Origin of the sequence: Mycobacterium sp. pW045 (genome assembly GCF_041287085.1) — a bacterium.
Classification (GTDB): domain Bacteria; phylum Actinomycetota; class Actinomycetes; order Mycobacteriales; family Mycobacteriaceae; genus Mycobacterium; species Mycobacterium algericum_A.
Genome location: NZ_JBGGKU010000007.1, coordinates 84679 through 106356, shown reverse-complemented (window position 1 = coordinate 106356; position 21678 = coordinate 84679). Strand labels below are relative to the sequence as shown.

At 69.9% G+C, this 21678-nt stretch carries 21 protein-coding genes and 4 tRNA genes; 15 read left to right on the top strand and 10 right to left on the bottom strand.

The window, feature by feature from the left end:
• Positions 1 to 5 precede the first annotated feature (5 nt).
• Entirely contained in the window at positions 6 to 848 is an 843-nt protein-coding gene (locus tag ACAG20_RS13210) for a fatty-acid--CoA ligase (protein WP_370492834.1), read from the top strand.
• Positions 845 to 1351: a DoxX family protein gene (locus tag ACAG20_RS13205; RefSeq protein ID WP_013827685.1), complete on the top strand. Its 507-nt coding sequence runs from the start codon at positions 845 to 847 to the stop codon at positions 1349 to 1351. The genes ACAG20_RS13210 and ACAG20_RS13205 overlap by 4 nt, the downstream gene beginning before the upstream one ends.
• 10 nt (positions 1352 to 1361) lie before the next feature.
• On the opposite strand, the gene ACAG20_RS13200 is transcribed toward ACAG20_RS13205, so the two are convergent.
• Positions 1362 to 1664, bottom strand: coding sequence for a hypothetical protein (locus tag ACAG20_RS13200; protein ID WP_083037238.1), 303 nt, complete (start codon positions 1662 to 1664; stop codon positions 1362 to 1364).
• Positions 1665 to 1697: 33 nt separating this feature from the next.
• A complete protein-coding gene (locus tag ACAG20_RS13195; protein ID WP_370492833.1) occupies positions 1698 to 3197 on the bottom strand; it encodes a class I adenylate-forming enzyme family protein in 1500 nt (499 codons plus the stop codon).
• Positions 3198 to 3309: 112 nt separating this feature from the next.
• Between ACAG20_RS13195 and ACAG20_RS13190 the strand changes: the two genes are divergently transcribed.
• The 4 genes from ACAG20_RS13190 to ACAG20_RS13175 are packed head-to-tail and all read left to right on the top strand — an operon-like array spanning position 3310 to position 7767.
• On the top strand, positions 3310 to 4254 hold the full coding sequence (locus ACAG20_RS13190; protein ID WP_112684345.1) for an enoyl-CoA hydratase/isomerase family protein: 945 nt from the start codon (positions 3310 to 3312) through the stop codon (positions 4252 to 4254).
• Positions 4254 to 5474 carry a CoA transferase gene (locus ACAG20_RS13185; RefSeq protein WP_370492832.1) on the top strand — a complete coding sequence of 407 codons (1221 nt, stop codon included), beginning with the start codon at positions 4254 to 4256 and terminating at the stop codon, positions 5472 to 5474. The genes ACAG20_RS13190 and ACAG20_RS13185 overlap by 1 nt, the downstream gene beginning before the upstream one ends.
• Complete coding sequence (locus ACAG20_RS13180) at positions 5468 to 6808, top strand: amidohydrolase family protein (RefSeq protein WP_370492831.1); 1341 nt, start codon at positions 5468 to 5470, stop codon at positions 6806 to 6808. Before ACAG20_RS13185 ends, ACAG20_RS13180 begins: the two co-directional genes overlap by 7 nt.
• Positions 6809 to 6852: 44 nt before the next feature.
• On the top strand, positions 6853 to 7767 hold the full coding sequence (locus ACAG20_RS13175) for a class I SAM-dependent methyltransferase (protein WP_370492830.1): 915 nt from the start codon (positions 6853 to 6855) through the stop codon (positions 7765 to 7767).
• A 61-nt stretch (positions 7768 to 7828) separates the two neighbouring features.
• On the opposite strand, the gene ACAG20_RS13170 is transcribed toward ACAG20_RS13175, so the two are convergent.
• Positions 7829 to 7901, bottom strand: a tRNA-Lys gene (locus tag ACAG20_RS13170).
• A gap of 134 nt (positions 7902 to 8035) precedes the next feature.
• On the opposite strand from ACAG20_RS13170, the gene ACAG20_RS13165 reads away from it, so the two are divergent.
• The 3 genes from ACAG20_RS13165 to ACAG20_RS13155 all read left to right on the top strand — a co-directional run bounded on the left by ACAG20_RS13165 (position 8036) and on the right by ACAG20_RS13155 (position 8317).
• Positions 8036 to 8108, top strand: a tRNA-Glu gene (locus tag ACAG20_RS13165).
• A 32-nt stretch (positions 8109 to 8140) separates the two neighbouring features.
• Positions 8141 to 8214, top strand: a tRNA-Asp gene (locus ACAG20_RS13160).
• Between the two features lie 29 nt (positions 8215 to 8243).
• A tRNA-Phe gene (locus ACAG20_RS13155) sits at positions 8244 to 8317 on the top strand.
• A gap of 194 nt (positions 8318 to 8511) precedes the next feature.
• On the opposite strand, the gene ACAG20_RS13150 is transcribed toward ACAG20_RS13155, so the two are convergent.
• Entirely contained in the window at positions 8512 to 9000 is a 489-nt protein-coding gene (locus ACAG20_RS13150; RefSeq protein ID WP_370492962.1) for a DUF5994 family protein, read from the bottom strand.
• 212 nt (positions 9001 to 9212) lie between these two features.
• Between ACAG20_RS13150 and ACAG20_RS13145 the strand changes: the two genes are divergently transcribed.
• Complete coding sequence (locus ACAG20_RS13145) at positions 9213 to 10025, top strand: serine protease (protein ID WP_370492829.1); 813 nt, start codon at positions 9213 to 9215, stop codon at positions 10023 to 10025.
• Between the two features lie 11 nt (positions 10026 to 10036).
• Here ACAG20_RS13145 and ACAG20_RS13140 read toward each other — a convergent pair whose 3' ends face one another.
• Positions 10037 to 10378 carry a DUF732 domain-containing protein gene (locus tag ACAG20_RS13140; protein WP_112687692.1) on the bottom strand — a complete coding sequence of 114 codons (342 nt, stop codon included), beginning with the start codon at positions 10376 to 10378 and terminating at the stop codon, positions 10037 to 10039.
• An 87-nt stretch (positions 10379 to 10465) separates the two neighbouring features.
• On the opposite strand from ACAG20_RS13140, the gene ACAG20_RS13135 reads away from it, so the two are divergent.
• Complete coding sequence (locus tag ACAG20_RS13135) at positions 10466 to 10909, top strand: SRPBCC family protein (RefSeq protein WP_112687694.1); 444 nt, start codon at positions 10466 to 10468, stop codon at positions 10907 to 10909.
• A gap of 56 nt (positions 10910 to 10965) precedes the next feature.
• The gene (locus ACAG20_RS13130) at positions 10966 to 11418 is read left to right on the top strand and encodes an SRPBCC family protein (RefSeq protein WP_370492828.1); all 453 of its coding nucleotides are present in this window, start codon (positions 10966 to 10968) and stop codon (positions 11416 to 11418) included.
• Here the strand turns inward: ACAG20_RS13130 and ACAG20_RS13125 are convergent.
• On the bottom strand, positions 11405 to 12598 hold the full coding sequence (locus ACAG20_RS13125) for a pyridoxal phosphate-dependent aminotransferase (RefSeq protein ID WP_370492827.1): 1194 nt from the start codon (positions 12596 to 12598) through the stop codon (positions 11405 to 11407). The genes ACAG20_RS13130 and ACAG20_RS13125 overlap by 14 nt on opposite strands.
• 194 nt (positions 12599 to 12792) lie before the next feature.
• Between ACAG20_RS13125 and ACAG20_RS13120 the strand changes: the two genes are divergently transcribed.
• The 3 genes from ACAG20_RS13120 (at position 12793) to ACAG20_RS13110 (ending at position 16570) form a co-directional block, all read left to right on the top strand.
• Positions 12793 to 14004, top strand: a complete 1212-nt coding sequence (locus tag ACAG20_RS13120) for an acetyl-CoA C-acetyltransferase (RefSeq protein WP_112687700.1) — start codon at positions 12793 to 12795, stop codon at positions 14002 to 14004.
• A 14-nt stretch (positions 14005 to 14018) separates the two neighbouring features.
• Positions 14019 to 16151 carry a 3-hydroxyacyl-CoA dehydrogenase NAD-binding domain-containing protein gene (locus ACAG20_RS13115; protein ID WP_112687702.1) on the top strand — a complete coding sequence of 711 codons (2133 nt, stop codon included), beginning with the start codon at positions 14019 to 14021 and terminating at the stop codon, positions 16149 to 16151.
• Positions 16152 to 16279: 128 nt separating this feature from the next.
• Positions 16280 to 16570: a hypothetical protein gene (locus ACAG20_RS13110; protein WP_112687704.1), complete on the top strand. Its 291-nt coding sequence runs from the start codon at positions 16280 to 16282 to the stop codon at positions 16568 to 16570.
• Between the two features lie 3 nt (positions 16571 to 16573).
• On the opposite strand, the gene ACAG20_RS13105 is transcribed toward ACAG20_RS13110, so the two are convergent.
• From ACAG20_RS13105 to ACAG20_RS13090, 4 genes are read right to left on the bottom strand one after another with little or no spacing between them, the layout of a single operon-like run.
• On the bottom strand, positions 16574 to 17179 hold the full coding sequence (locus ACAG20_RS13105) for a class I SAM-dependent methyltransferase (RefSeq protein ID WP_370492826.1): 606 nt from the start codon (positions 17177 to 17179) through the stop codon (positions 16574 to 16576).
• 5 nt (positions 17180 to 17184) lie between these two features.
• Positions 17185 to 17610 (bottom strand): pyridoxamine 5'-phosphate oxidase family protein, encoded by a 426-nt coding sequence (locus tag ACAG20_RS13100; RefSeq protein WP_370492825.1) that lies wholly within the window; start codon positions 17608 to 17610, stop codon positions 17185 to 17187.
• A gap of 56 nt (positions 17611 to 17666) precedes the next feature.
• A complete protein-coding gene (locus ACAG20_RS13095) occupies positions 17667 to 19319 on the bottom strand; it encodes a DNA repair helicase XPB (protein WP_112687710.1) in 1653 nt (550 codons plus the stop codon).
• Positions 19320 to 19353: 34 nt separating this feature from the next.
• Complete coding sequence (locus ACAG20_RS13090) at positions 19354 to 21660, bottom strand: helicase-associated domain-containing protein (RefSeq protein ID WP_370492824.1); 2307 nt, start codon at positions 21658 to 21660, stop codon at positions 19354 to 19356.
• Between the last annotated feature and the right edge of the window lie 18 nt (positions 21661 to 21678).

Here is a 21678-nt window from a genome sequence, read left to right as displayed (position 1 = left end):
GCACGTTGACCGAGAACGTGCCGCTGTCGCGTTCGCTGGTGCTGGTCACGGATTATCGGGTCCCGGATCCGGCCAGGGTCTGGCCGCTATTGCGGCGCCACCGCGACAGCCTGGCTCACCTGGGCGCCAGCCACGTGCTGGTCTACACCTCGTCGGTCGATCCCGGCCGGGTGCTGGCACTGATGTCGATCCGCGCCGCGCAGCCGGTGACCGATCTGCTCCGCGACGAGGCGTTCATGGCCTGGTTCGACGCGGTCGGCGTCGACGACATTCCCGCCGTCTTCGCCGGTTCGCTGGTGGAGCGCATCGAGCTGGCCGACAGTGCGAGGCTCGCCGAACCGCTCGGTTCAGGCGGCGGTCCCGGCTTCGCCTCGCCTCCGCCGGCCCGGGGGCCGACTCCGGCGAGCCTCGCCGAACCGCCGGGTTCATGCGGCGGTCCCGGCTTCGCCTCGCCTCCGCCGGCCCGGGGGCCGACTCCGGCGAGCCTCGCCGAACCGCCGGGGGTAGTGGTCGCGGCGGTGGCCGAAGTGGTGGACGCCGAGGCGCTCATCGACCATGTCCACGACACCGCGGGCGCCTTTGCTGCGGCCGGAATCCGGAAGGTCTTGATATTCCAGGCCTTCGACAATCCGCGCGAGGTGTTCATGCTGCAGGAGGCCGCTGAAGAAGTGGGCGAGGCCGGCGCCGGGCAGTGGATCAGCCAGCCCGAGTTCGCCGCCGAGTGGGTCACCCGGGCCGGCGTCGGCGTCTACCCGCCGGTTTTCGTCGGCCGGCTGGCGCACCTGATGCGCGTGGCGGATCAGCAAGAGGACCAAGAAGATCGAGCAGAAGGAGAACCCATTCGATGACCGCTTACGGCGTGGGACTGTTGATCGTGCGGCTCTGCCTGGGCCTGACCATGGCCGCGCACGGCTACAACAAGATTTTCTCCGGGGGCCGGATCCCCGGCACCGCACGGTGGTTCGACAGCATCGGCATGCGGCCCGGCCTCTTCCACGCCCGGGTGGCCGCCGGAACCGAGATCGCCGCCGGGCTGGGTCTGGCCGCCGGCCTGCTCACGCCGATTCCCGCGGCGGGCTTCGTCGCCCTGATGCTGGTGGCGGCCTGGACGGTACACCGCGACAACGGCTTCTTCATCGTCAAGAGCGGCTGGGAGTACAACCTGGTGCTGGCCGCCGTCGCGGTGGGTATCGCCATGCTCGGCGCCGGGCCGCTCAGCCTGGACCACCTGCTGTTCGGGCAGAACTGGTGCGACGGGTGGACCGGGCTGCTGATCGCGGCCGGGCTCGGGCTCGCCGGTGGCATCGGCCAACTGCTGGTGTTCTACCGGCCGGTGCGCGAGCGGGCCTGACCGCCCTCGGTCAGTCGCTGGCCGGTAGCGGCTTGGCTTCCTTCAGGGCCAACGGCACGGTGCCGACGCTCAGGGCACCGGCGCCGGCCTTGGTCACCAACACCTCGGCGCCGGCGTCGTCGACGTAGCGCTTACCCATCACCGCGCCGCCGGCGAAATCGGGATCCAGGGTCGCCTCCGGTGACGCGCTGTCCTCCAGGGGCACCATCGGGGCCCCACCGGCGCGCAGGTCATCGAGGCTGTCGGCGGTCTTCACCACGATGACCTGGGTGTCGCACACCTGGCTCTTCAGACGGGTACCGGACTTGATCATTGCGTTCCTTCGGCTTGGGGGAAACGATGTGGACTACTTCGCGGCTTGCAGGTCGTCGAGGAGCTCTCGGCGCAGCACCTTGCCGGTCGGCGTGGTCGGCAGCTCCGAGCGGAAGACGATCCGGTCCGGGGTGCGCGATCCTCGCAGCTGTCCTCGAACATACTCGCGCAGCGCCTCCGGCTCCGGTGACGCACCGGGCGCCGCAACCACGCACGCGACGATGATCTGGCCCCACTCCGGATCCGGGGCGCCGACGACGGCGACCTCGCGGACCTGCGGGTGCTCGACCAGCACGTCCTCGATCTCGGCGGGCGCGATGTTCTCGCCGCCGCGGATGATGGTGTCGTCGGAGCGGCCGACGATGAACAGGTAGCCCTCGTCGTCCAGCACGGCGAGATCACGGGTCGGGAACCAGCCGTCGGCGTCGAGCACCGACCCCATGCCGGTGTAGGTGCCGGAGACCTGCTCGCCCCGGAGGAACAACTCGCCCGGCTCTCCTGCCGCAACCGGCCGGCCCTCGTCGTCGCGGATGACCACCTCGATGCCCGGGACCGGGCGGCCGACCGACCCCAGTCGCTTGCGGACGGCTTCGTCGGTGGCCGCGTACGCCGTGCGGTGGTCGTCGGGGGTGAGCACCGCGACCGTCGAACTGGTCTCGGTCAGGCCGTAGGCGTTGACGAAGCCGACGTCGGGCAGCAGGTCCAGCGCGCGGCGCACCAGCGGCAGCGCTACTTTGGAGCCACCGTAGGCCAGGTTGCGCAGCGTCGGCAGCGGGGCCGGGTGGGCTTCCAGTTCCGACACGATGCGCTCCAGCATCGTCGGGACGACGGTCGCGGTGGTCACCGCCTCGTCTTTGACCAACCGGATCCACTCGGCGGGGCTGAAGCGACGCAGATAGACCGCCTTGCGTCCGGCGTAGAGGTTGCTCAGCGCCGCTCCGACTCCGGCGATGTGATACGGCGGTACGCAGATCAGTGCCGCGTCCGCCGGGGCCGCCGAACCGAACTCGACGGTCTGCGTGATGTAACTGGTCAGGTTGTTGTGGGTCAGCTCAACGGCTTTGGGCGCGGAGGTGGTGCCCGAGGTGAACAGCACGACTGCCACGTCGTCGGGATCCGGCCACTGCACCTCCGGGGTGGTGGTGCGGGCCCGGGCGCAGAAGGTGGCCGAATCGATCGGGCCGATCCCGATGTCACCCACTTCGCCGACCAGGTCGAGGTATTCCTTGTCGACGACGACCAGCGGTTGCGGCAGCCGGCCGATCAGCTCGCGCAGCGCCGGACCACTGAGCCGGTAGTTGAGCGGGGCGAAGGGCCGCCCGGCCCGCGCCGCGGCGAACAGCAGCAGCGGCAGCATGTCGCCGCCCATCCCGATATAGGCCACGCTGCTCGCGCCGGACTCGTTGATCACCCCGGCGCCGGCGTCGGCGAGGGCATTGAGTTCGGCGGTGGTGTAGCGGGTGGTCTCCGAGACGACAGCGACCCGGTCTGGGTCGGCCGAAACCGCCATTTCCAGCAATAACGAAATGCTCACCGCTCGGCTCCCCGTAATCCGTCGTGGATGAGAACGACATTATCATTTTGTGGTAGTTGCGCTACCGGCCGGAGTCGGTGCGGGGACCGCTATCGGTACGCTGACGTGCGTCATGATCAGCGTGGTCGACCTCGATGGCAACCCCGACGCCGAGCCCGGCGCCGGGATCATCATCGCGACGGGCAGCCGCTTCGACACCGCGCACGCGCAACACTGGCTGCAGCGCGCCACCTTCACCCTCTCGGAGGCCGAGGCCACGGATCGCCGGATCATCACCGTCGGATCGGTGGCCGAGGCACTCGCCGACATCGCCGATCACTGCCGGCGCCGGCCGCATGCGGCCGCGATCTGCGACGACGTGCTGCGCGCGGTGGACCCGAACGCGCCCGCACGACACGGGGTGCTCACCGAATCGCTGGCCTACTCGGTGCTGCAGGCCGGCCCGGAGTTCGCCGGCTGGCTGGCTGAGCGCGGCCCGGCCACCGTGCCCGACACCAGCGATCCGGTGCTGATCGACCGGGACGGCGACACGCTGCTGCTTCGGTTCAACCGGCCGCAGCGCCACAACGCCTTCAGCAATGCGATGCGCGCCGCGCTGCTCGACGGCCTGGCCGTGGCCGAAGCCGACACCTCGATCGACGAAGTGGTGCTGTCGGGGGCCGGCCGCTCCTTCTGCAGCGGCGGCGACCTGGCCGAGTTCGGCGGCTTCACCGATGTGGCCAGTGCGCACCTGGCCCGCACCCGTCACAGCCCGGCGCTGGCGCTGGACGCGCTGACCGCCCGGCTCGGGGCGCGCTGCCGCGCCGACGTGCACGGCCAGGTGCTGGGCAGCGGACTGGAGATGGCGGCCTTCTGCGGCCGGGTGCGCGCACACCCCGAGGCGGTGCTGGGCCTGCCCGAACTCAACCTCGGGCTGATTCCGGGCGCCGGGGGCACCGTCAGCGTCACCCGCCGAATCGGACGATGGCGCACCGGCTATCTGATCCTGTCGGGGCGCACCGTCGACGCGTCGACCGCGCTGCGGTGGGGGCTCGTCGACGAGGTCGGGAGGCCCTGATGGGCAGGGCCGCCTGGGGTGCGTCGGGATTGGCCTGGCTGACCGGCCAGCCCGACGGCCCGCCGGATTTCTCCCGCGCCGCGGTGCTGCAGCATGCCACCGAGGTGCTGGGCCGCTTCACCACCGCCACCGGTGTCGACGCCGACGCCGCGACGCTGCTGGCCGGGCGCGCCGGCCTGCTGGGCTTCAGCCGCGCCGGGCGCGTCTCGGCTGGTGGCGCCTCGCGGCTGCTGGCCGGGGCCGACGGCTGGTGGGCGATCACGTTGTCCCGCGCCGACGACATCGACGCGGTACCCGCCCTCATCGAAGCCGACTGCCCGGAGCCGTGGCCAGCTGTTGCCGGGTGGGCTGCGCAGCGACCGGTGGCCGAGGTCGTCGAGCGGGCGCGGTTGCTCGATCTGCCCGCCGCCGCGCTGGGGGAGTGCGCCGCCGCCACACCGTCGATCCGCCGGGTCGGGCCTTGCGGTCCGGCCCGTGGCGCCCGCGGTGCCCTGGTCGTCGACCTGACCTCACTGTGGGCCGGCCCGCTGTGCGGGCAGCTGTTGGCACGGGCCGGGGCCACCGTCATCAAGGTCGAAAACCCGTCCCGCCCCGACGGTACGCGGCGGGGACCGAGTGCCTTCTTCGACTGGATGAACAGCGGAAAGCTATCCTGCACAGCAGATTTCGATCATGACGCGGACTTTCTCGCCCGGTTGCTCGATGCCGCCGACGTGGTGCTGGAGGGCTCGCGTCCGGCGGCGCTGGCCCGCCGCGGCCTCGGGCCGTTCGACGTGGCGGGCCGGCCGGGGCGGGTGTGGGCGCAGCTCACCGCGCACGGCGGCGAAGCTCCCGGTTCATACGGCGGTCCCAGCTTCAGCTCTCCTCCGTCGAGCCTCGCTGAACCGCCGGGGTTCGGCGACGACACAGCGGTGGCGGGCGGATTGGTGGGCTTCGATGGCACCGCGGACCCGGTGTTCTGCGGCGACGCCATCGCCGACCCGCTGACCGGCATCGAAGCCGCCGCCGCGGTGCTCGACTCGCTGGCCCGCGGCGGCGGTGAGGTGATCACGCTGTCGCTGGCCGCCGTCGCCGCTTGCTACGCCGCGCTGCCGCTGCATGCCGCCGGCGACGATCCGGTGTCCCCGCCGGCCCGCCCGCATATCGCGGGTGCCGGCCCGCGGTTGGGAGCCGACAACGCCCGGGTCGGCGAACTCGTGGATGCGGTGTCGCGGTGCTGATCCAGCGGGCGACGCTGCTCGACGGCTCGGTGGTCGACATCCGGCTCGGTGACACCATCGAACAGATCGCGCCGGTACTGGCGGCCCGCCGCGGCGAAGACGTGCTGGATGCGCGCCACGCCACCGTGATTCCCGGGCTGCACGATCACCACCTGCACCTGCGGTCGGCGGCCGCAGCGCTGGACTCGGTCTGTCTGGGTCCGCCGCACGTGAGCACACTCGATGAGCTGGCCGCTGCGCTGCGGGCCGCGACGGCGGACAGCGACGGCTGGGTGCGCGGCTACGGCTACCACGAATCGGTGGCCGGAGAACTCAACGCCGCGCTGCTGGACCGGCTCTCGCCCGAGGTGCCGGTGCGGGTGGCGCATCGCAGCGGCGCGCTGTGGATGCTCAACTCCGCCGGTCTGGCCCGCATCGGGCGGGCCGATCATCCCGACGGCAGGCTGCTGCGGGCCCACGGTGATCCGGCGCCGAAGCTTCCGCGCCGGGAGCCGTCGCTGCGGCGACTGAGCCGGCAGCTGGCCGCGTGCGGCGTCACCGGGATCACCGACGCCACCCCGGGCCACGCCGACGCCGACATCACCACGTTCGCCGCCGCGCGCCGCAGCGGGGAGCTGCTGCAGCGACTGCACTGCATGGTGCCGGCCGGAACCGCCCCGGCGCCCGGCATCAGCCTCGGGCCGGCCAAGATCATCCTCGACGACGCCCGGCTGGACCTCGAGGCCTTGGCGAACGCCTTGCGCGACAACCACGGTCGCGACCACGGTGTGGCGCTGCACTGCGTCACCGACGCCCAGCTCACCGTCGCGATCGCGGCATGGCAGGCCGCCGGCCCCCACCGTGACGATCGGATCGAGCACGCCGCGGTGGTGCCCGATGACCGACTGGCCGACCTTGCCGCGCTCGGCATCACCGTGGTCACCCAGCCCAACTTCATCGCCGAACGCGGCGCCGACTACCTGGCCGAGATCGCACCCGACCGGCACCACGAATTGTGGCGGCTGGCGTCGTTGCGGGACAACGGTATTGCGGTGGCGCTCTCCACCGATGCCCCCTTCGGCGACGGTGACCCCTGGGCGGCCATGCGGGCCGCGGTACACCGGACTACCCCCGGCGGCCTCGTGTTGGGTCCGGCCGAGCGGGTCACGGCTCGCGCCGCGCTGGCCATGTTCACCGGCCGGCCCGACCGGCCCGCGACCCCGCGCACGGTCAGCCCCGGCGAGCCCGGTGACCTGTGTGTGCTCGACGGTGATCCGGGCGTGCTGGACGCCGGCCTGGTCGCTGCGACCATCGTCGCCGGCGCCGTAGTGCACCAGCATCCCAACATTCGGTAGCCTATCTAGATAGTTTGTGGGTTCAGAAATTCGGAAGGCATGGGATGACGCGTACGGACAGTGACAGCTGGGACCTGGCCAGCAGCGTGGGGGCGACCGCGACCATGGTGGCGGCGCAGCGCGCGCTGGCCACCGCCGGGCCCGACAAGCTGATCGACGACCCGTTCGCGGCGCCGCTGGTGCGCGCCGTCGGCATCGACTTCTTCACCCGGCTGATCGACGGGGACGTCGCGCTGCCCGAAGGCGACGACTTCGACCCGGTCCGGATGGGGCACGGCATGGGGATCCGGACCCGGTTCTTCGACCAGCACTTCCAGGCCGCGACGCAGAGCGGCATCCGCCAGGCGGTCATCCTCGCCGCCGGCCTGGACTCGCGTGCCTACCGGCTGGACTGGCCGGCCGGCACCGTGGTCTACGAGGTCGACCTGCCCGCGGTAATCGACTTCAAGACCAACACACTGGCCGAGCTGGGGGCGGAGCCGACCGCGCAGCGCCGCACCGTCGCCGTCGACCTGCGCGACGACTGGCCGGCGGCGCTCAAGGCCGCCGGTTTCGACCCGCAGGCACCGACGGTGTGGAGCGCCGAGGGCCTGCTGGTCTACCTGCAGCCCGACGCCCAGGACGCGCTGTTCGACACCATCACCGCGCTGAGCGCGCCGGGCAGCCGGCTGGCGTGTGAATTCATCCAGGACACCACGGTGTTCGCCGGCCCGGAATGGCGCGAGCACCGCGAGAAGCTGCAATCCGTCGGGTGCGAGGTGGAGATCGGCGAGCTGATCTACCACGGCGAACGCAACCACGTCGTCGACTACCTGACCCATGCCGGCTGGACGGTGTCGGGCCGAGAGGTTCGCGACCTCTACACCGAGGCCGGCCTGGAGTACGGCGATGACGCCCTGGCGGTGGCGTTCGGCGATCTGACGTATCTGAGTGCGGTATTGCCCGGTGCGGGCGTATGAAAAACATCACAGCCGGGGCGGTGGCAATACGCAGTACTGCCACCGCCGGACGTTGGTGGGGTGCCCCCAGTAGGACTCGAACCTACGACCTGCGGATTAAAAGTCCGTAGCTCTACCAACTGAGCTATAGGGGCCGTGCCGGAACAGAATACTGCCTTGCCGGCGGGCCCCGATCGGGGCCGCGTTTGAGGAAAGGGCCCGCCGTGCCCTAAGCTAGCCAAGCTCCCAACGTGACCACGTTGCGAGTCCCCGGAGAGATTCGGTTCTGGCCCCCTTCGTCTAGCGGCCTAGGACGCCGCCCTTTCAAGGCGGTAGCGCGGGTTCGAATCCCGTAGGGGGTACTCGTATCGCGGAGACGCGGAGCGAAGAGCAAGGCCCTGTGGCGCAGTTGGTTAGCGCGCCGCCCTGTCACGGCGGAGGTCGCGGGTTCAAGTCCCGTCAGGGTCGCTTTATACGGCGAGGCATACGTGCCTTCCGGCCAGGTAGCTCAGTTGGTACGAGCGTCCGCCTGAAAAGCGGAAGGTCGCCGGTTCGATCCCGGCCCTGGCCACTTTGAGAACCACCTGGTGGCAGGTGGTTTTTCTCGTTTCTGGGGCGCTTGCTCGGCGGCCCGAACCTGACACATGTGACCACAGCCGGTGAGGTAACGTGCGGCCCTCCAACGGGTTCGGTCCCAACGGCGGCACGGCGTCGACCGGGAAGCCGTCGCGTGGGTCGGGCCCGCACGATCGGTCGCCGCCACCCCTAGGTGCCACAGCCGAGAACACGTTGTTGTCGAGCGGTCCGCAGAATCAAATCCGCGGTCAGACATGCGGGTTTATTCAGGTCTGCCGCCTCGATGGGCAGGCCCGCAGCGCAGCGCATCACCATCAACGCGAGTGCGGTGTGGGTCGCGTACGAGATGACCAGCAAGTTGACGCAGGCCTGCGTGCCGCTGAGGGTCATCACGTGTTGGCGTTTGCCTTCCCACCCCGGCCAGCTGAAATCAGGGGGCCGTTGCAGTGGTGACCAGTTGACGTTGATGCTGGTGATGTTCCCCAGCAGAGGAGTCAGGACCGCGACGAGGTTCGGTAATTCATGGGTGATGCGATCTGCGCGGGGCCACCAGGCGCCGTCGATGTCGCGGCCGAGTTGGTGCGCCACGGTCAGCCGGATTGGGCGGGCATGGCGGGTGCCGGCGATGGCAGGAGTGGAGCGATCCGACTTCGGTCCCGTTACGTTCAAGTGGCGCATGACATCTTGCAATTCACGGATCGTTCCCTCACCGGTCGGATTTGGCTGTCCCGCGGACGCGGGAGGCGGAGGAATCACAATTGCCCGTGGGGTCGCCCGTGGCGAGTCTGGGTGGACCACCGCTGACAATGAAGCGGCTCGTCTTCGACCGTACGCGCCCGGCAGCGTTTTGGCGGCGGTTCGACCGCCAGGGGACTCTAGACTGCGCTGTTGTGCACCGTGTCCCCCGTCGGCTGTCCGCTACGGCCGCCGCGTTCGCGCTGATCATCACCGTCGCACCACCGATGAGCGCCGCAGCAGGGGACAAGATTCTGCTCGGCGGCGGGGCTGCGATCGTGCTCAACGACGACACGCTGTGCACCCTGGCCGCCATCGGCCACGACAGCGCCGGCCGGCTGATCGGTTTCACCTCGGCTCATTGCGGTGGACCCGGCTCGCCGGTTGTCGCCGAGGGCGCCGAGGAACGCGGGGTCGTCGGCACGGTCGTGGCCGCCGACGACACGCTCGTCTATGCGGTGATCGACTTCGAGTCGGCCAAGGTGAAGCCGATCGCCGACTACGAAGGCTTCGGGATCTTCGGTCTTTGGCCGCCAGAGCCGGAACCCGCCGGCCCCGAACCCGCCGGCCCGGAGCCTGCCGAGCCGGAACCGGCCGGTTCCGGCCCGGAGCCTGCCGAGCCGGAACCGGCCGGTTCGCAACCCGCTGACCCCGCCCCCGCGAGCCCGGAACCCGCCGCGGCCGAACCCGTCCCGGCCAAACAGGCCTGCAAACTCGGCCGGGGCTCCGGGCTCAATTGCTTCGACGTCGTCCCCGCCGGCCTGGACTCCGTCGGCGAGCAGTGGTGGCAACCCGGTGACGACGGCTCACCGATCACCATCGACAACCTGCTCGTCGGCATGGTCCGCGACGGATCGGTCCCGGCCGTACCGCTGGACCAGTCGGGGCCGGGGGTCGTGATGTTCAAGGAGATCCTCGACGGCGTCAACGCCAAGGGCGGCCCGGGCGCCGGGTTCGGCCTCGGCTAGTACTCAAAACCTCAGGGCCGCAACGTCTCCGGGCAGAGCTCGGACTGCGCCGCGGCGATCTGGACGTCGGCGGCCTCGGGACTGTAATAGAACGTGTTGGTCAGCTGACGCACCACGTCGCCCGGTGAGAGCCCGGACCGGTAGGTGCCGGTGTGCCCGTACATCCGCAGCAGCGCGCAGACGTAGTGGCCCGACGTCACCTTGACGTCATCGGCGATCGGGATCGCCACCGGCGAGGCGTTGACCTTCGCCAGATAACTGGCGTCGTCGGCGTGGGCGGCGGGTGCGGCGACCAATGCCGTGGCGGCGAGCAGGGGCGCGGCGAGGCGTGCGGTCACATGCATGACTTCCATCGTGCCACCGCGGCCCGGCAGATGAGATACATCCGGGTACGGCGCAAATCCCCGCGCACCACCGCGGGGCTGGCTATCGTGCCAGCCATGGCAGTCAAGGATTCCCGCGAAGTGGTCATCGAAGCCAGCCCGGAGGAGATCTTCGATGTCCTCGCCGACGTCGAGTCCGTGCCGTCCTGGTCGCCGCAGTACCAGAGCGCCGAGGTGCTCGACACCCATGACGACGGCCGGCCCCGCCGGGTGCGGATGCGGATCAAGGCGGCCGGTCTGACCGACGAGCAGGTGGTCGAATACAGCTGGACCGACGACAGTGTCGGCTGGACGCTGGTGTCGGCTGGCCAACTCAAGGCGCAGGACGCCAAGTACACGCTGACCCCGCAGGGTGACAAAACCAAGGTCCGCTTCGACATGGCGGTCGACCCGTCGATCCCGATCCCGGGCTTCCTGCTCAAGAACACCCTCAAGGGCGGCATGAAGACCGCCACCGACGGCCTGCGAACGCAGGTGCTCAAGGTCAAAAAGGGGCGCTGACTTCGGTTTCGCCCCAAACCCCGCTCAGCGCCGGCTACCGGACTAGGCTCGACGTAGTGGCTGTTCGAGCATCGCGGGAAATTGTGATTGACGCGCCGCCGGAGAAGATTCTCGACGCGCTCGCCAATGTTGGCGACCTGGTGTCCTGGTCACCGGTGCACAAGCGGGTCGAGATCCTCGACACCTACGAGGACGGCCGCCCCCACCACGTGCGTGCCACCGTCAAGGTTCTGGGATTGGTGGACAAGGAGATCCTGGAATACCACTGGGGCCCGGACTGGGTGGTCTGGGACGCCAAGGCGACAACCCAGCAGCGCGCCCAGCACGTCGAGTACACCCTCACCAAGGAGGGCCCGGACACCACCCGGGTGCGCTTCGACATCACCGTCGAGCCGTCCGGGCCGATCCCGGCGTTCCTGGTCCGGCGTGCCAGCAAGCTGGTATTGGACACCGCCACCGAGGGGTTGCGGCAGCAGGTGATGGGCACCCGGGCGCCTACCGAGCCGTGACCGGCCCCTCGCGCAGCACCTCCAAACGTCGCAGCGCCTCATCGAGGGTGTCCTCACGCTTGACAAAGGTGAACCGCACCAAGTGATTCCACACGTCAGGTGCGGTCGCCTCGCCCGGAGGCAGGCAGAACGCCGACAGCGGGATGGCCGCGACCCCGGCCCGGTGCGGCAGTTCGGCGCAGAACGCCGTGCTGTCGTCATAACCCAGCGGACGCGGATCGGCACACAGGAAATAGGTGCCGAAACTGTCGTGCACCTCGAAGCCGATCCCGGCCAACCCGGCGGCGAGCCGGTCCCGGCGGGCCTGCATCGTCGCGCGCAGGCCCGCCACCCAGGCGTCCTCGGTGTTGAGCGCCAGCGCCACCGCCGGCTGAAACGGCGCCCCGCCGACATAGCTCAGATACTGCTTGGCGGCTCGCACCCCGGCCAGCAGTTCCGCGGGCCCGCAGGCCCAGCCGATCTTCCAGCCGGTGCAGTTGAACATCTTCGCCGCGCTGGAGATGGTGACGGTGCGCTGCGCCATGCCCTCGAAGCCGGCCAGCGGCAGGTGGGTCCGCCCGGCAAAGACCAGGTGCTCGTAGACCTCGTCGGCGATGACCAGCAGATCGGCCTCCACCGCGATGCGTGCGATCGCGGCCAGCTCGGACTCGGTGAACACCGTGCCGGTCGGGTTGTGCGGTGAGTTGACGATCAGCGCCCGGGTCGCCGGGGTGACGGCCCGGCGCAACCGGTCGACGTCCAAGGCGAATCCGCGGCCGTCGGGAACCAGCGGCACAGTGACCCGCTGCGCCCCGGCCATCGCGACCACCGGCGAGTAGGAGTCGTAGAACGGCTCGATCAACACCACCTCCGAGCCCGGCTCGACCAGACCGAACACCGCCGCCGCGATGGCCTCGGTGGCCCCGACCGTCACCAGGACTTCGGTGTCCGGGTCGTAGTCGATGCCGAAGTGCCGTTTGCGCTGCCCGGCGATGGCTTCCCGCAGCGCGGGCATGCCGGGGCCGGGCGGGTACTGGTTGATGCCGTCGGCGATCGCGGCCCGGGCGGTCTCCAGCATGGCCGGTGGCCCGTCCTCATCGGGGAAGCCCTGGCCGAGGTTGACCGCGCCGATCCGTGTGGCCAGCGCCGACATCTCGGCGAAGATCGTGGTGGCATAGGGCCGTAACCGCGACACCGTCATAACCGGCCAGCTTAGGAGCCGCGGAGTGTTCAGCCGCGGTGCCCGCACGTCGCCGCCGCGCAGCGCCGCAGTCGCACCCGGCCCAACCATCCGGTTGATAGGCCGCCCTGTTAGGGTGGTGAGCAGAGGTCTACGCTCCGAGCAGACGCAATCGAAAATCCGTGTCGAATCCCAACCGAAGAGGAATTCCAGCCATGTCCGAAGAAGCCTTCATCTATGAGGCCATTCGCACTCCGCGCGGCAAGCAGCGCAACGGGTCGCTGAACGAGATCAAGCCTGTCAGCCTGGCTGTCGGCCTGGTGAACGAACTGCGTAGCCGCTACCCCGACCTGGACGTCAACCAGATCAGCGACGCCGTGTTCGGCGTGGTGTCGCCGGTCGGTGACCAGGGTGGTTGCATCGCCCGCACCGCGATGCTGGCCGCCGGGATGCCCGAGACCACCGGTGGCGTGCAGCTCAACCGGTTCTGCGCGTCGGGTCTGGAGGCGATCAACACCGCCGCCGCCAAGGTCAAGGCCGGGTTCGATGACCTGGTGCTGGCCGGCGGCGTGGAGTCGATGAGCCGGGTGCCGATGGGTTCTGACGGCGGCGCCTGGGCGTCTGACCCCGACACCAACTACGAGATCGGCTTCGTGCCGCAGGGCATCGGCGCCGACCTGATCGCGACCATCGAGGGCTTCTCCCGCGAGGACGTCGACCGCTACGCGGCGCGCTCCCAGGAGCTGGCGGCCGCGGCCTGGTCGGGCGGCTACTTCGCCAAGTCCGTGGTCCCGGTGCGCGACCAGAACGGCCTGGTCGTCCTCGACCACGACGAGCACATGCGGCCCGGCACCACGGTGGAGAGCCTGAGTCAGCTGAAGACCGCGTTCGACGGGGTCGGCGCGATGGGCGGCTTCGACGACGTGGCGCTGCAGAAGTACCACTTCGTCGAGAAGATCAACCACGTGCACACCGGCGGCAACAGCTCCGGAATCGTCGACGGCGCCGCCCTGGTGCTCGTCGGTTCCGAGAAGGCCGGCAAGGAGCAGGGGCTGACCCCGCGGGCCCGCATCGTGGCCGCGGCCACGTCCGGCGCCGACCCGGTCATCATGCTCACCGGCCCCACCCCGGCCACCCAGCGGGTGCTCGACCGCGCCGGGCTGACCGTCGATGACATCGACCTGTTCGAGCTCAACGAGGCGTTCGCCTCCGTGGTGTTGAAGTTCCAGAAGGACCTGAACATTCCGGATGAGAAGCTCAACGTCAACGGCGGTGCCATCGCGATGGGCCACCCGCTGGGCGCCACCGGCGCGATGATCACCGGCACCATGGTCGACGAACTGGAGCGCCGGGGTGCCCGCCGCGCTCTGATCACACTCTGCATCGGCGGTGGCATGGGCGTCGCCACCATCATCGAGCGCGTCTGAGAGGGTTTTTGAAAATGGCAGAGAACACCATTCAGTGGGACAAGGACGCTGACGGCATCGTCACGCTGACCCTGGACGACCCGACCGGGTCGGCCAACGTGATGAACGAGCACTATCGCGAGTCCATGCACAACGCCGTGGAACGCCTTGTCGCGGAAAAGGATTCGATCACCGGTGTGGTCATCACCAGCGCGAAGAAGACCTTCTTCGCCGGCGGTGACCTCAAGGCGATGATCCAGGTAGGCCCCGAGGACGCTCAGGCCGTCTTCGACCAGGTCGAGACCATCAAGGCCGACCTGCGCACCTTGGAGACCTTCGGCAGGCCCGTCGTGGCCGCCATCAACGGCGCCGCACTCGGCGGCGGCCTGGAGATCGCGCTGGCGTGCCACCACCGCATCGCCGCCGACGCCAAGGGCAGCCAGATCGGCCTGCCCGAGGTCACCCTGGGCCTGCTGCCCGCCGGCGGCGGGGTCACCCGCACGGTGCGCATGCTGGGCATCCAGAACGCGTTCATGAACGTGTTGGCGCAGGGCACCCGGTTCAAGCCGGCCAAGGCCAAGGAGGTCGGCCTGGTCGATGAGGTGGTGGGAAGCGTCGAGGAGCTGGTGCCGGCCGCCAAGGCGTGGATCAAGGCCAACCCGGAGGCGCACACCCAGCCGTGGGATGCCAAGGGCTACAAGATGCCCGGCGGCACCCCGTCGACGCCGTCGCTGGCGGCGGTCCTGCCGTCGTTCCCGGCGTTGCTGCGCAAGCAGCTCAAGGGTGCGCCAATGCCCGCGCCGCGTGCCATCCTGTCCACCGCGGTCGAGGGCGCGGCGGTGGACTTCGACACCGCCAGCCGCATCGAGAGCCGTTACTTCGTCTCGCTGGTCACCGGCAACGTCGCCAAGAACATGATCCAGGCGTTCTTCTTCGACCTGCAGCACATCAACGGCGGCGGCAGCCGGCCCGAGGGCATCGGGCAGACCCCGATCAAGAAGATCGGTGTGCTCGGCGCCGGGATGATGGGCGCCGGCATCGCCTACGTGTCGGCCAAGGCCGGCTACGACGTGGTGCTCAAAGACGTCTCCCTGGAAGCAGCGCAAAAGGGCAAGGGCTACTCGGAGAAGCTGGAGGCCAAGGCCGTCGAGCGGGGCCGCACCACCGCCGAGAAGTCCAAGGCGCTGCTGGACAAGATCACCCCGACCGGTGACCCGGCCGACCTCAAGGGCGTCGACTTCGTGATCGAGGCGGTGTTCGAGAACCAGGACCTCAAGCACAAGGTGTTCCAGGAGATCGAGGACATCGTCGAGCCCAACGCGCTGCTGGGATCCAACACCTCCACACTGCCGATCACCGGTCTGGCGACCGGGGTGAAGCGCCAGGAGGACTTCATCGGCATCCACTTCTTCTCGCCGGTCGACAAGATGCCGCTGGTGGAGATCATCAAGGGCGAGAAGACCTCCGACGAGGCACTGGCCCGGGTGTTCGACTACGTGCTGGCCATCAAGAAGACCCCGATCGTGGTCAACGACAGCCGCGGCTTCTACACCAGCCGTGTCATCGGCACCTTCGTCAACGAGGCGCTGAGGATGCTCGGGGAAGGTGTGGAGCCGGCCAGCATCGAGCAGGCCGGTCTGCAGGCCGGCTACCCGGCGGCTCCGCTGCAGCTCTGCGATGAGCTCAACCTGGAGCTGATGCAGAAGATCGCCAATGCCACCCGCGAGGGCATCGAGGCGGCCGGCGGCACGCTCGAGAGGCAGCCGAACGAAGAGGTCGTCGACAAGATGATCGAGATCGGCCGCCCGTCGCGGCTGTCGGGCGCCGGCTTCTACGAGTACGTCGACGGCAAGCGCACCGGGCTGTGGCCGGGGCTGCGGGAGACCTTCAACTCGGGCAGCTCCACCCCGCCGCTGCAGGACATGATCGACCGGATGCTGTTCGCCGAGGCGCTGGAGACCCAGAAGTGCCTCGACGAAGGCGTGCTCACCTCGACCGCGGATGCCAACATCGGCGCGATCATGGGCATCGGGTTCCCGCCGTGGACCGGCGGCACCCACCAGTTCATCGTCGGCTACCCCGGCGGACAGGCCGGCTTCGTCGCACGGGCCAAGGAGCTGGCCGGCAAGTACGGCGACCGGTTCAACCCGCCACAGTCGCTGCTGTAGTACCGGCGGCGCGAGCAGACGCGAGAGCCCCCCAAAACCGCGGTTTTGGGGGGCTCTCGCGTCTGCTCGCCATGGGTGGCCGCTGGTGGTGACCCGCCGCGGCCGTGCGTTCCGATTAGGCTGCAGACGTGACATCCCCGGAACCCTCGTGGCTTCGGGGGATCTCGCGTCTGCTGGACTACCGGCTGAGCATCACCGTCGGCAAGCTGCTCGAGACGGCGTTGTGGCTGGGCCTGGTCTACGTGATCATCGGGGTGGTATGCCTGTTCCTGCGGCCCGACGGCGTGGAGATCCTCCAGACTCGGGCCGAGGAACAGTTCGGCATACCGCCCAACAGTGTCTACGAGCTGGCGACGGTGGCCGGAGTGCTGCTGTGGCCGCTGATGATGTTGCTGCCCGGCACCGCCTGCGGGGGCTGAAGGTCAGGCCCGGCGAGCCAGTAGGTAGTGCCGCACCGGTTGTCCGCCGTTGGCGGGCACGTAGTGCGGCTCGTCGCCGGAGCTGATCAGCTCCCACTGCGGAGCGAAAAGCCGGACGATCTCGGCCTGGTCGATGCCGCGGACGCCGAACAGTGCGCCCGGGGTGAACGCGACGATCAGCAGCCGCGAGTCGGGTCCGGTCACCGCGTTGACCTGCTGGGCGTAGACCGCCCGATCGTGATCGTTCATCCCGTGCAGGCAACCGCTGTCTGTCACCAGGTCGAAGTCGTCACCGAGACCGGCTGAGTCCAGTTGGGCGATGTCGGCGCAGACGAACCGCACCGACACCTTCCCGGCCCGGGCCTTGGCGTGGGCGGCGCGCAGCGCCCGCGGGGCGAAGTCGACACCGGTGACTCGCCAGCCGGTCTGCGCCAGGTAGATGGAGTTGTCCCCGGTGCCGCAGCCCAGGTCCAGCGCGGTGCCCGGCGCCAACCCCACGCCGGCGTCGAGTTCGACCAGATTGCGCAGCCCGCGGGCCAGCGCGTGGCCCTCCCACGGGGTGAAGCCCAGCCGGTACATCCCCCGGAAAAGCAGCCTCCTGGCCCCCATAGCGTCTAGATGGTGCCCATATCAGCGGAGACCCAGTGCTGGGGACGCAGATAAATTGCCACGTACTCGCCCAGTTCGGTCAGCGCGTAATTGAGGAACTTCTCGGCCCGGTCGGGGGGAAGGTAACGGTGGGCCAGCTCGGCGTGCTGCTCGTCGGTGCCGGGTTCGATGCGGCTGACGGCACCGTCGACGGCGACATAGCGGACGGTCGGCTCCGTCCGCTCCACCATGAGCGAGAAATGGCCGGCGGCCTCGATGAGCCGCCTCTTGCGTGACTCGACGCCGGTGAGGACCCAGGGCTCGCCGCCCGGGGTGTACTGATACCAGATCGGGACCGTCAGTGGGCCACGGCCGTCTCCCGCACTCACCGACAGCGCCGCGATGTGCGGCTCGACCAGAAACTGTTCGCGTTCGTCCTTGGACAGGGCCATGTTCCGAGGCTAACCGCAGTACCGCGCTCAGGGCGTTCGCCGGGCGGGCGGGTCGCCTAGATCGCCGGTCCCAGCAGGTCGTCGGCGTCGCGGATGATGTAGCCGTAGCCCTGCTCGGCCAGGAACCGCTGCCGGTGCGCGGCGTACTCGGCGTCCAGGCTGTCGCGGGCGACCACCGAGTAGAACACCGCGCCACCGCCGTCGGCCTTGGGCCGCAGCAGCCGGCCCAGCCGCTGGGCCTCCTCCTGGCGAGACCCGAAGGTGCCCGACACCTGCACGGCCACCGAGGCCTCGGGCAGGTCGATGGAAAAATTGGCGACCTTGGACACCACCAGGGTGGAGACCTCGCCGCGGCGGAATGCGTCGAACAGCTTCTCGCGCTCGGCGGTGCGCGTCGAGCCCTGGATCACCGGGGCGTCGAGTTGCTCGCCCAGTTCTTCGAGCTGATCGAGGTAGGCGCCGATCACCAGGGTCTGCTCGCCGGGATGCTGTTTGAGGATCGAGCGCACCACCGCGATCTTGGAGTGCACCGTCGAGCACAGTTTGTAGCGTTCCTCCGGCTCGGCGATCGCGTAGGTCATCCGCTCGCTCTCGGTCATGGTGACCCGCACCTCGATGCATTCGGCCGGCGCGATCCAGCCCTGGGCCTCGATGTCCTTCCAGGGTGCGTCGTAGCGCTTGGGTCCGATCAGGCTGAACACGTCACCCTCGCGGCCGTCCTCGCGGATCAGCGTGGCGGTCAGCCCCAGCCGGCGCCGCGACTGCAGGTCGGCGGTCATCCGGAACACCGGCGCCGGCAGCAGATGCACCTCGTCGTAGATGATCAGTCCCCAGTCGCGGCTGTCGAACAGCTCCAGATGCCGGTACTCGCCCTTGGTGCGCCGGGTGATCACCTGGTAGGTGGCGATGGTGACCGGCCGGATCTCCTTGCGCTCCCCGGAGTACTCGCCGATCTCCTCTTCGGTCAGCGAGGTCCGCGCGATCAGCTCGCGTTTCCACTGCCGGCCGGCGACGGTGTTGGTGACCAGGATCAGGGTGGTCGCACCCGCTTTGGCCATGGCGGCGGCGCCGACCAGCGTCTTGCCGGCGCCGCACGGCAGCACCACCACCCCGGAACCACCCGACCAGAACGAGTCGGCCGCCATCTCCTGATAGTCGCGCAGCGCCCAGCCGTCCTGACACAGCTCGATCGGATGCGCCTCGCCGTCGACATAGCCGGCCAGATCCTCTGCGGGCCAGCCGATTTTGAGCAGCATCTGCTTGACCCGGCCGCGTTCGCTGGGATGCACCACCACGGTGTCGTCATCGATGCGGGCGCCGAGCATCGGGGCGATCTTCTTGTTGCGCAGCACCTCCTCGAGCACCGCGCGGTCCAGGCTCACCAGGGTCAGGCCGTGCACCGGACTCTTCACCAGCTGCAGCCGCCCGTAGCGGGCCATGGTGTCGACGATGTCGACCAGCAGCGGCTGTGGCACCGCGTAGCGGGAGTGGGAGACCAGCGCGTCGACCACCTGCTCGGCGTCGTGCCCGGCGGCGCGAGCGTTCCACAACGCCAGCGGGGTGATCCGGTAGGTGTGCACGTGCTCGGGGGCGCGTTCCAGCTCGGCGAACGGCGCGATCGCGGCGCGGGCCGCGCCGGCCTGCTCATGATCGACCTCGAGCAGCACGGTCTTGTCGGATTGGACGATCAACGGCCCGTTGGTGCTCATGGGCCCATTATCCGGAGAGCTCCGACACTGGCGCTCACTGCGGCTCGGTCGAGGAGATCGACGTGATGCGGTGGATGGTGAAATCACGCATCTGGCCGGAGGCGGAATCGAACGCCACCAGTTGGCCGCCGCGAACCAGCACGGGGGAGACCTCCCGCTGGGTGGCCACCCCGGCGGCGTCGACGTAGCCGATCAGCACCGTGGAGCCCTCCGACGCGGCCCGCTTCAACATGATCATCGCGGTGACCGGCTCCAGTCGGATGTTGTCGAACGGCGCCGACGTCACCGTGCGCAGCACCCGGACCAGCGACGTGAGGCTTTCGCTGCTGGGCCCGGCCGCCGGCCGGTGGCCGCGGCGCTCGGCCGGCGTCGGCACCCGCACGCCGCGCGGCCGGATGTCGACGATCATTCCGGTGGCGTCTTCGGCGGCCGGGGCGAAACCGGCGTCGCGCAATGCCGCCAGCACATCGGCGATCCGGGCCTGCGCCACCGCCACCGTCGGGGCCAGCACCCGCAGGCCGAGCGCCTCGGCGGCCGGAACCGCGGCCGCCTGGGCCAGCAGGGCCGGATCCTCGCAGCGCACGAACGACGCCGCCATCCCGATCCGCAGCTGGCCATGGCGACGCGCGACGTCGTCGATCAGATAGGTGAGCCCTTGCGGCACCGGCGTCTTCGAGTGTTTCTCGAAGAACGCCTGCAGTCCCGTGCCGGTCCGGCCCACGTCCAGGGCAGCCCGGATGGTCTGTTCGGAGACTCGGTACACCATCGCGGCGCCGGCCGATTCGACGGTGGCGACGACGGCCAGTTCCTCGGCGAGTTCCCGTTTCAGCGGTCCGGGCACCACCACGGTCAGATCGGCCTGTACCAGGAAGTGGTCGATGGGCCCGGGTAAGGCCTTGGTCATGGCAGCAACGGCCGCCGGGGCCGGAGCTGTGGTCTCGGCGCCGGGCGTGGCACCGGCGAACAGCACCCGTCCCGGGGTGCTGATCGCGCCGCGGCCCAGCACCCCGAGCGCGTGGGCCTCATCGAGCAGTTCCCCCAGCGGGCCGGGCTGCAGCCGGTTGGCCCAGCGCGGCCGCCGCCAGATCAATGCCTGCGATGCCGAGACCGCGTCGACCCCGGCACCCTCGGGCAGCTCGGCGAGCATGCCCAGCAGCAGCCGGCGATCCAGCGGGGCGGCGGTGGAGAACAGCGGCGTGGACAGTGCCGCCCGCGGCTTACCGTCCGCGCCGCGGCTGCCGATCAGGCCCGGCCGGGCCGGCAGCTCCAGCCAGGTGGCGGCCAGCAGTTGCCAGCGCTCGGCGGTCGGTTGCTCGGCGAACCGGTCGGCGAGCACCGTCGGCGCCCAGTACGGGCCGTCGGCGTCGGGCCACGCCCGCTGATCGACCGTCGCCGGGTCGGGGTAGTCGGAGGCGATCAGCCGGGCGGTGGCCGCCAGTTCGAGCAGCAGACCCAGCCGGGCTTCGTCGATGCCGGTCGTCTTGGCCAGTCGCTTGACCTCGCGGACGCCCAGCCCGCCGCTGCGCAACTCCGGCACCGGCATCTCACCCAGGCTGGCCAGGATGGCGTCGAGCTCGCGCAATAGGTCGATCACCGCGCCGGCAGCGGTCGCATCGACGTCGGCCGCGGTGGTCTGCGACACCACCGGATCGGGCGCCCGCAGGGCCGCCGGGCCGGGTTGCTCGCCGCGCAGCACCTGCCCGACCAACCGCGGCAGGATCACCGTTTCGTCGTCGACACGGCGCAGCAGGCCCGCCGCCAGCAGCCGCGGCACCGGACGCTCCGGCGGTGCCCCGGGGGCGGCGTCGCGGGTGCGGCCGATCGGGGAGCCCGCCAGTAGCTTGTCCAGCAGGTCGCGTTGCGGTGCGTCGAGGGCGGCGATGGCCTCGGCGATCTGGTCGCCGCGCTGGGTGGGATCCTCCTGGGTGACCTGGCCCGGATGCCACGGCAGGCCCGCACCGGCCTCGGCGGCCACTCGCAGCTCGCCGGTGGGCAGCGCGCCCCAGCACAGCGCCCGTTCGACCAGGTCGTTCAACGCCTCGTGCACCGCGTCGGCGGATGCCCGGTCGCCGATCAGCGCCAGCAGGTCGGCCACCGGCACCGCGGCCGTGTCGGCCTCCAGCACCAGCAGCGCGTCGATCAGCGCGAGCCGCAGAAAATCCAGCTCGTCGGTGGCCGCCCGCATCGACTGGCGGGCCTGCGCCCGCGCCGCCAGGGCGGCGATACTGCCCGGCGGCGGTTGGGCGAGGTCGGGCCGCAGTTCCAGTAGCCGGATCAGGCCCTCGTCGGGCAGGTCGGCAAGCCACGATCCCAGCGGCACACCCCGGGCGTGTTCGGTCATCGACGACCAGCGTAAGGC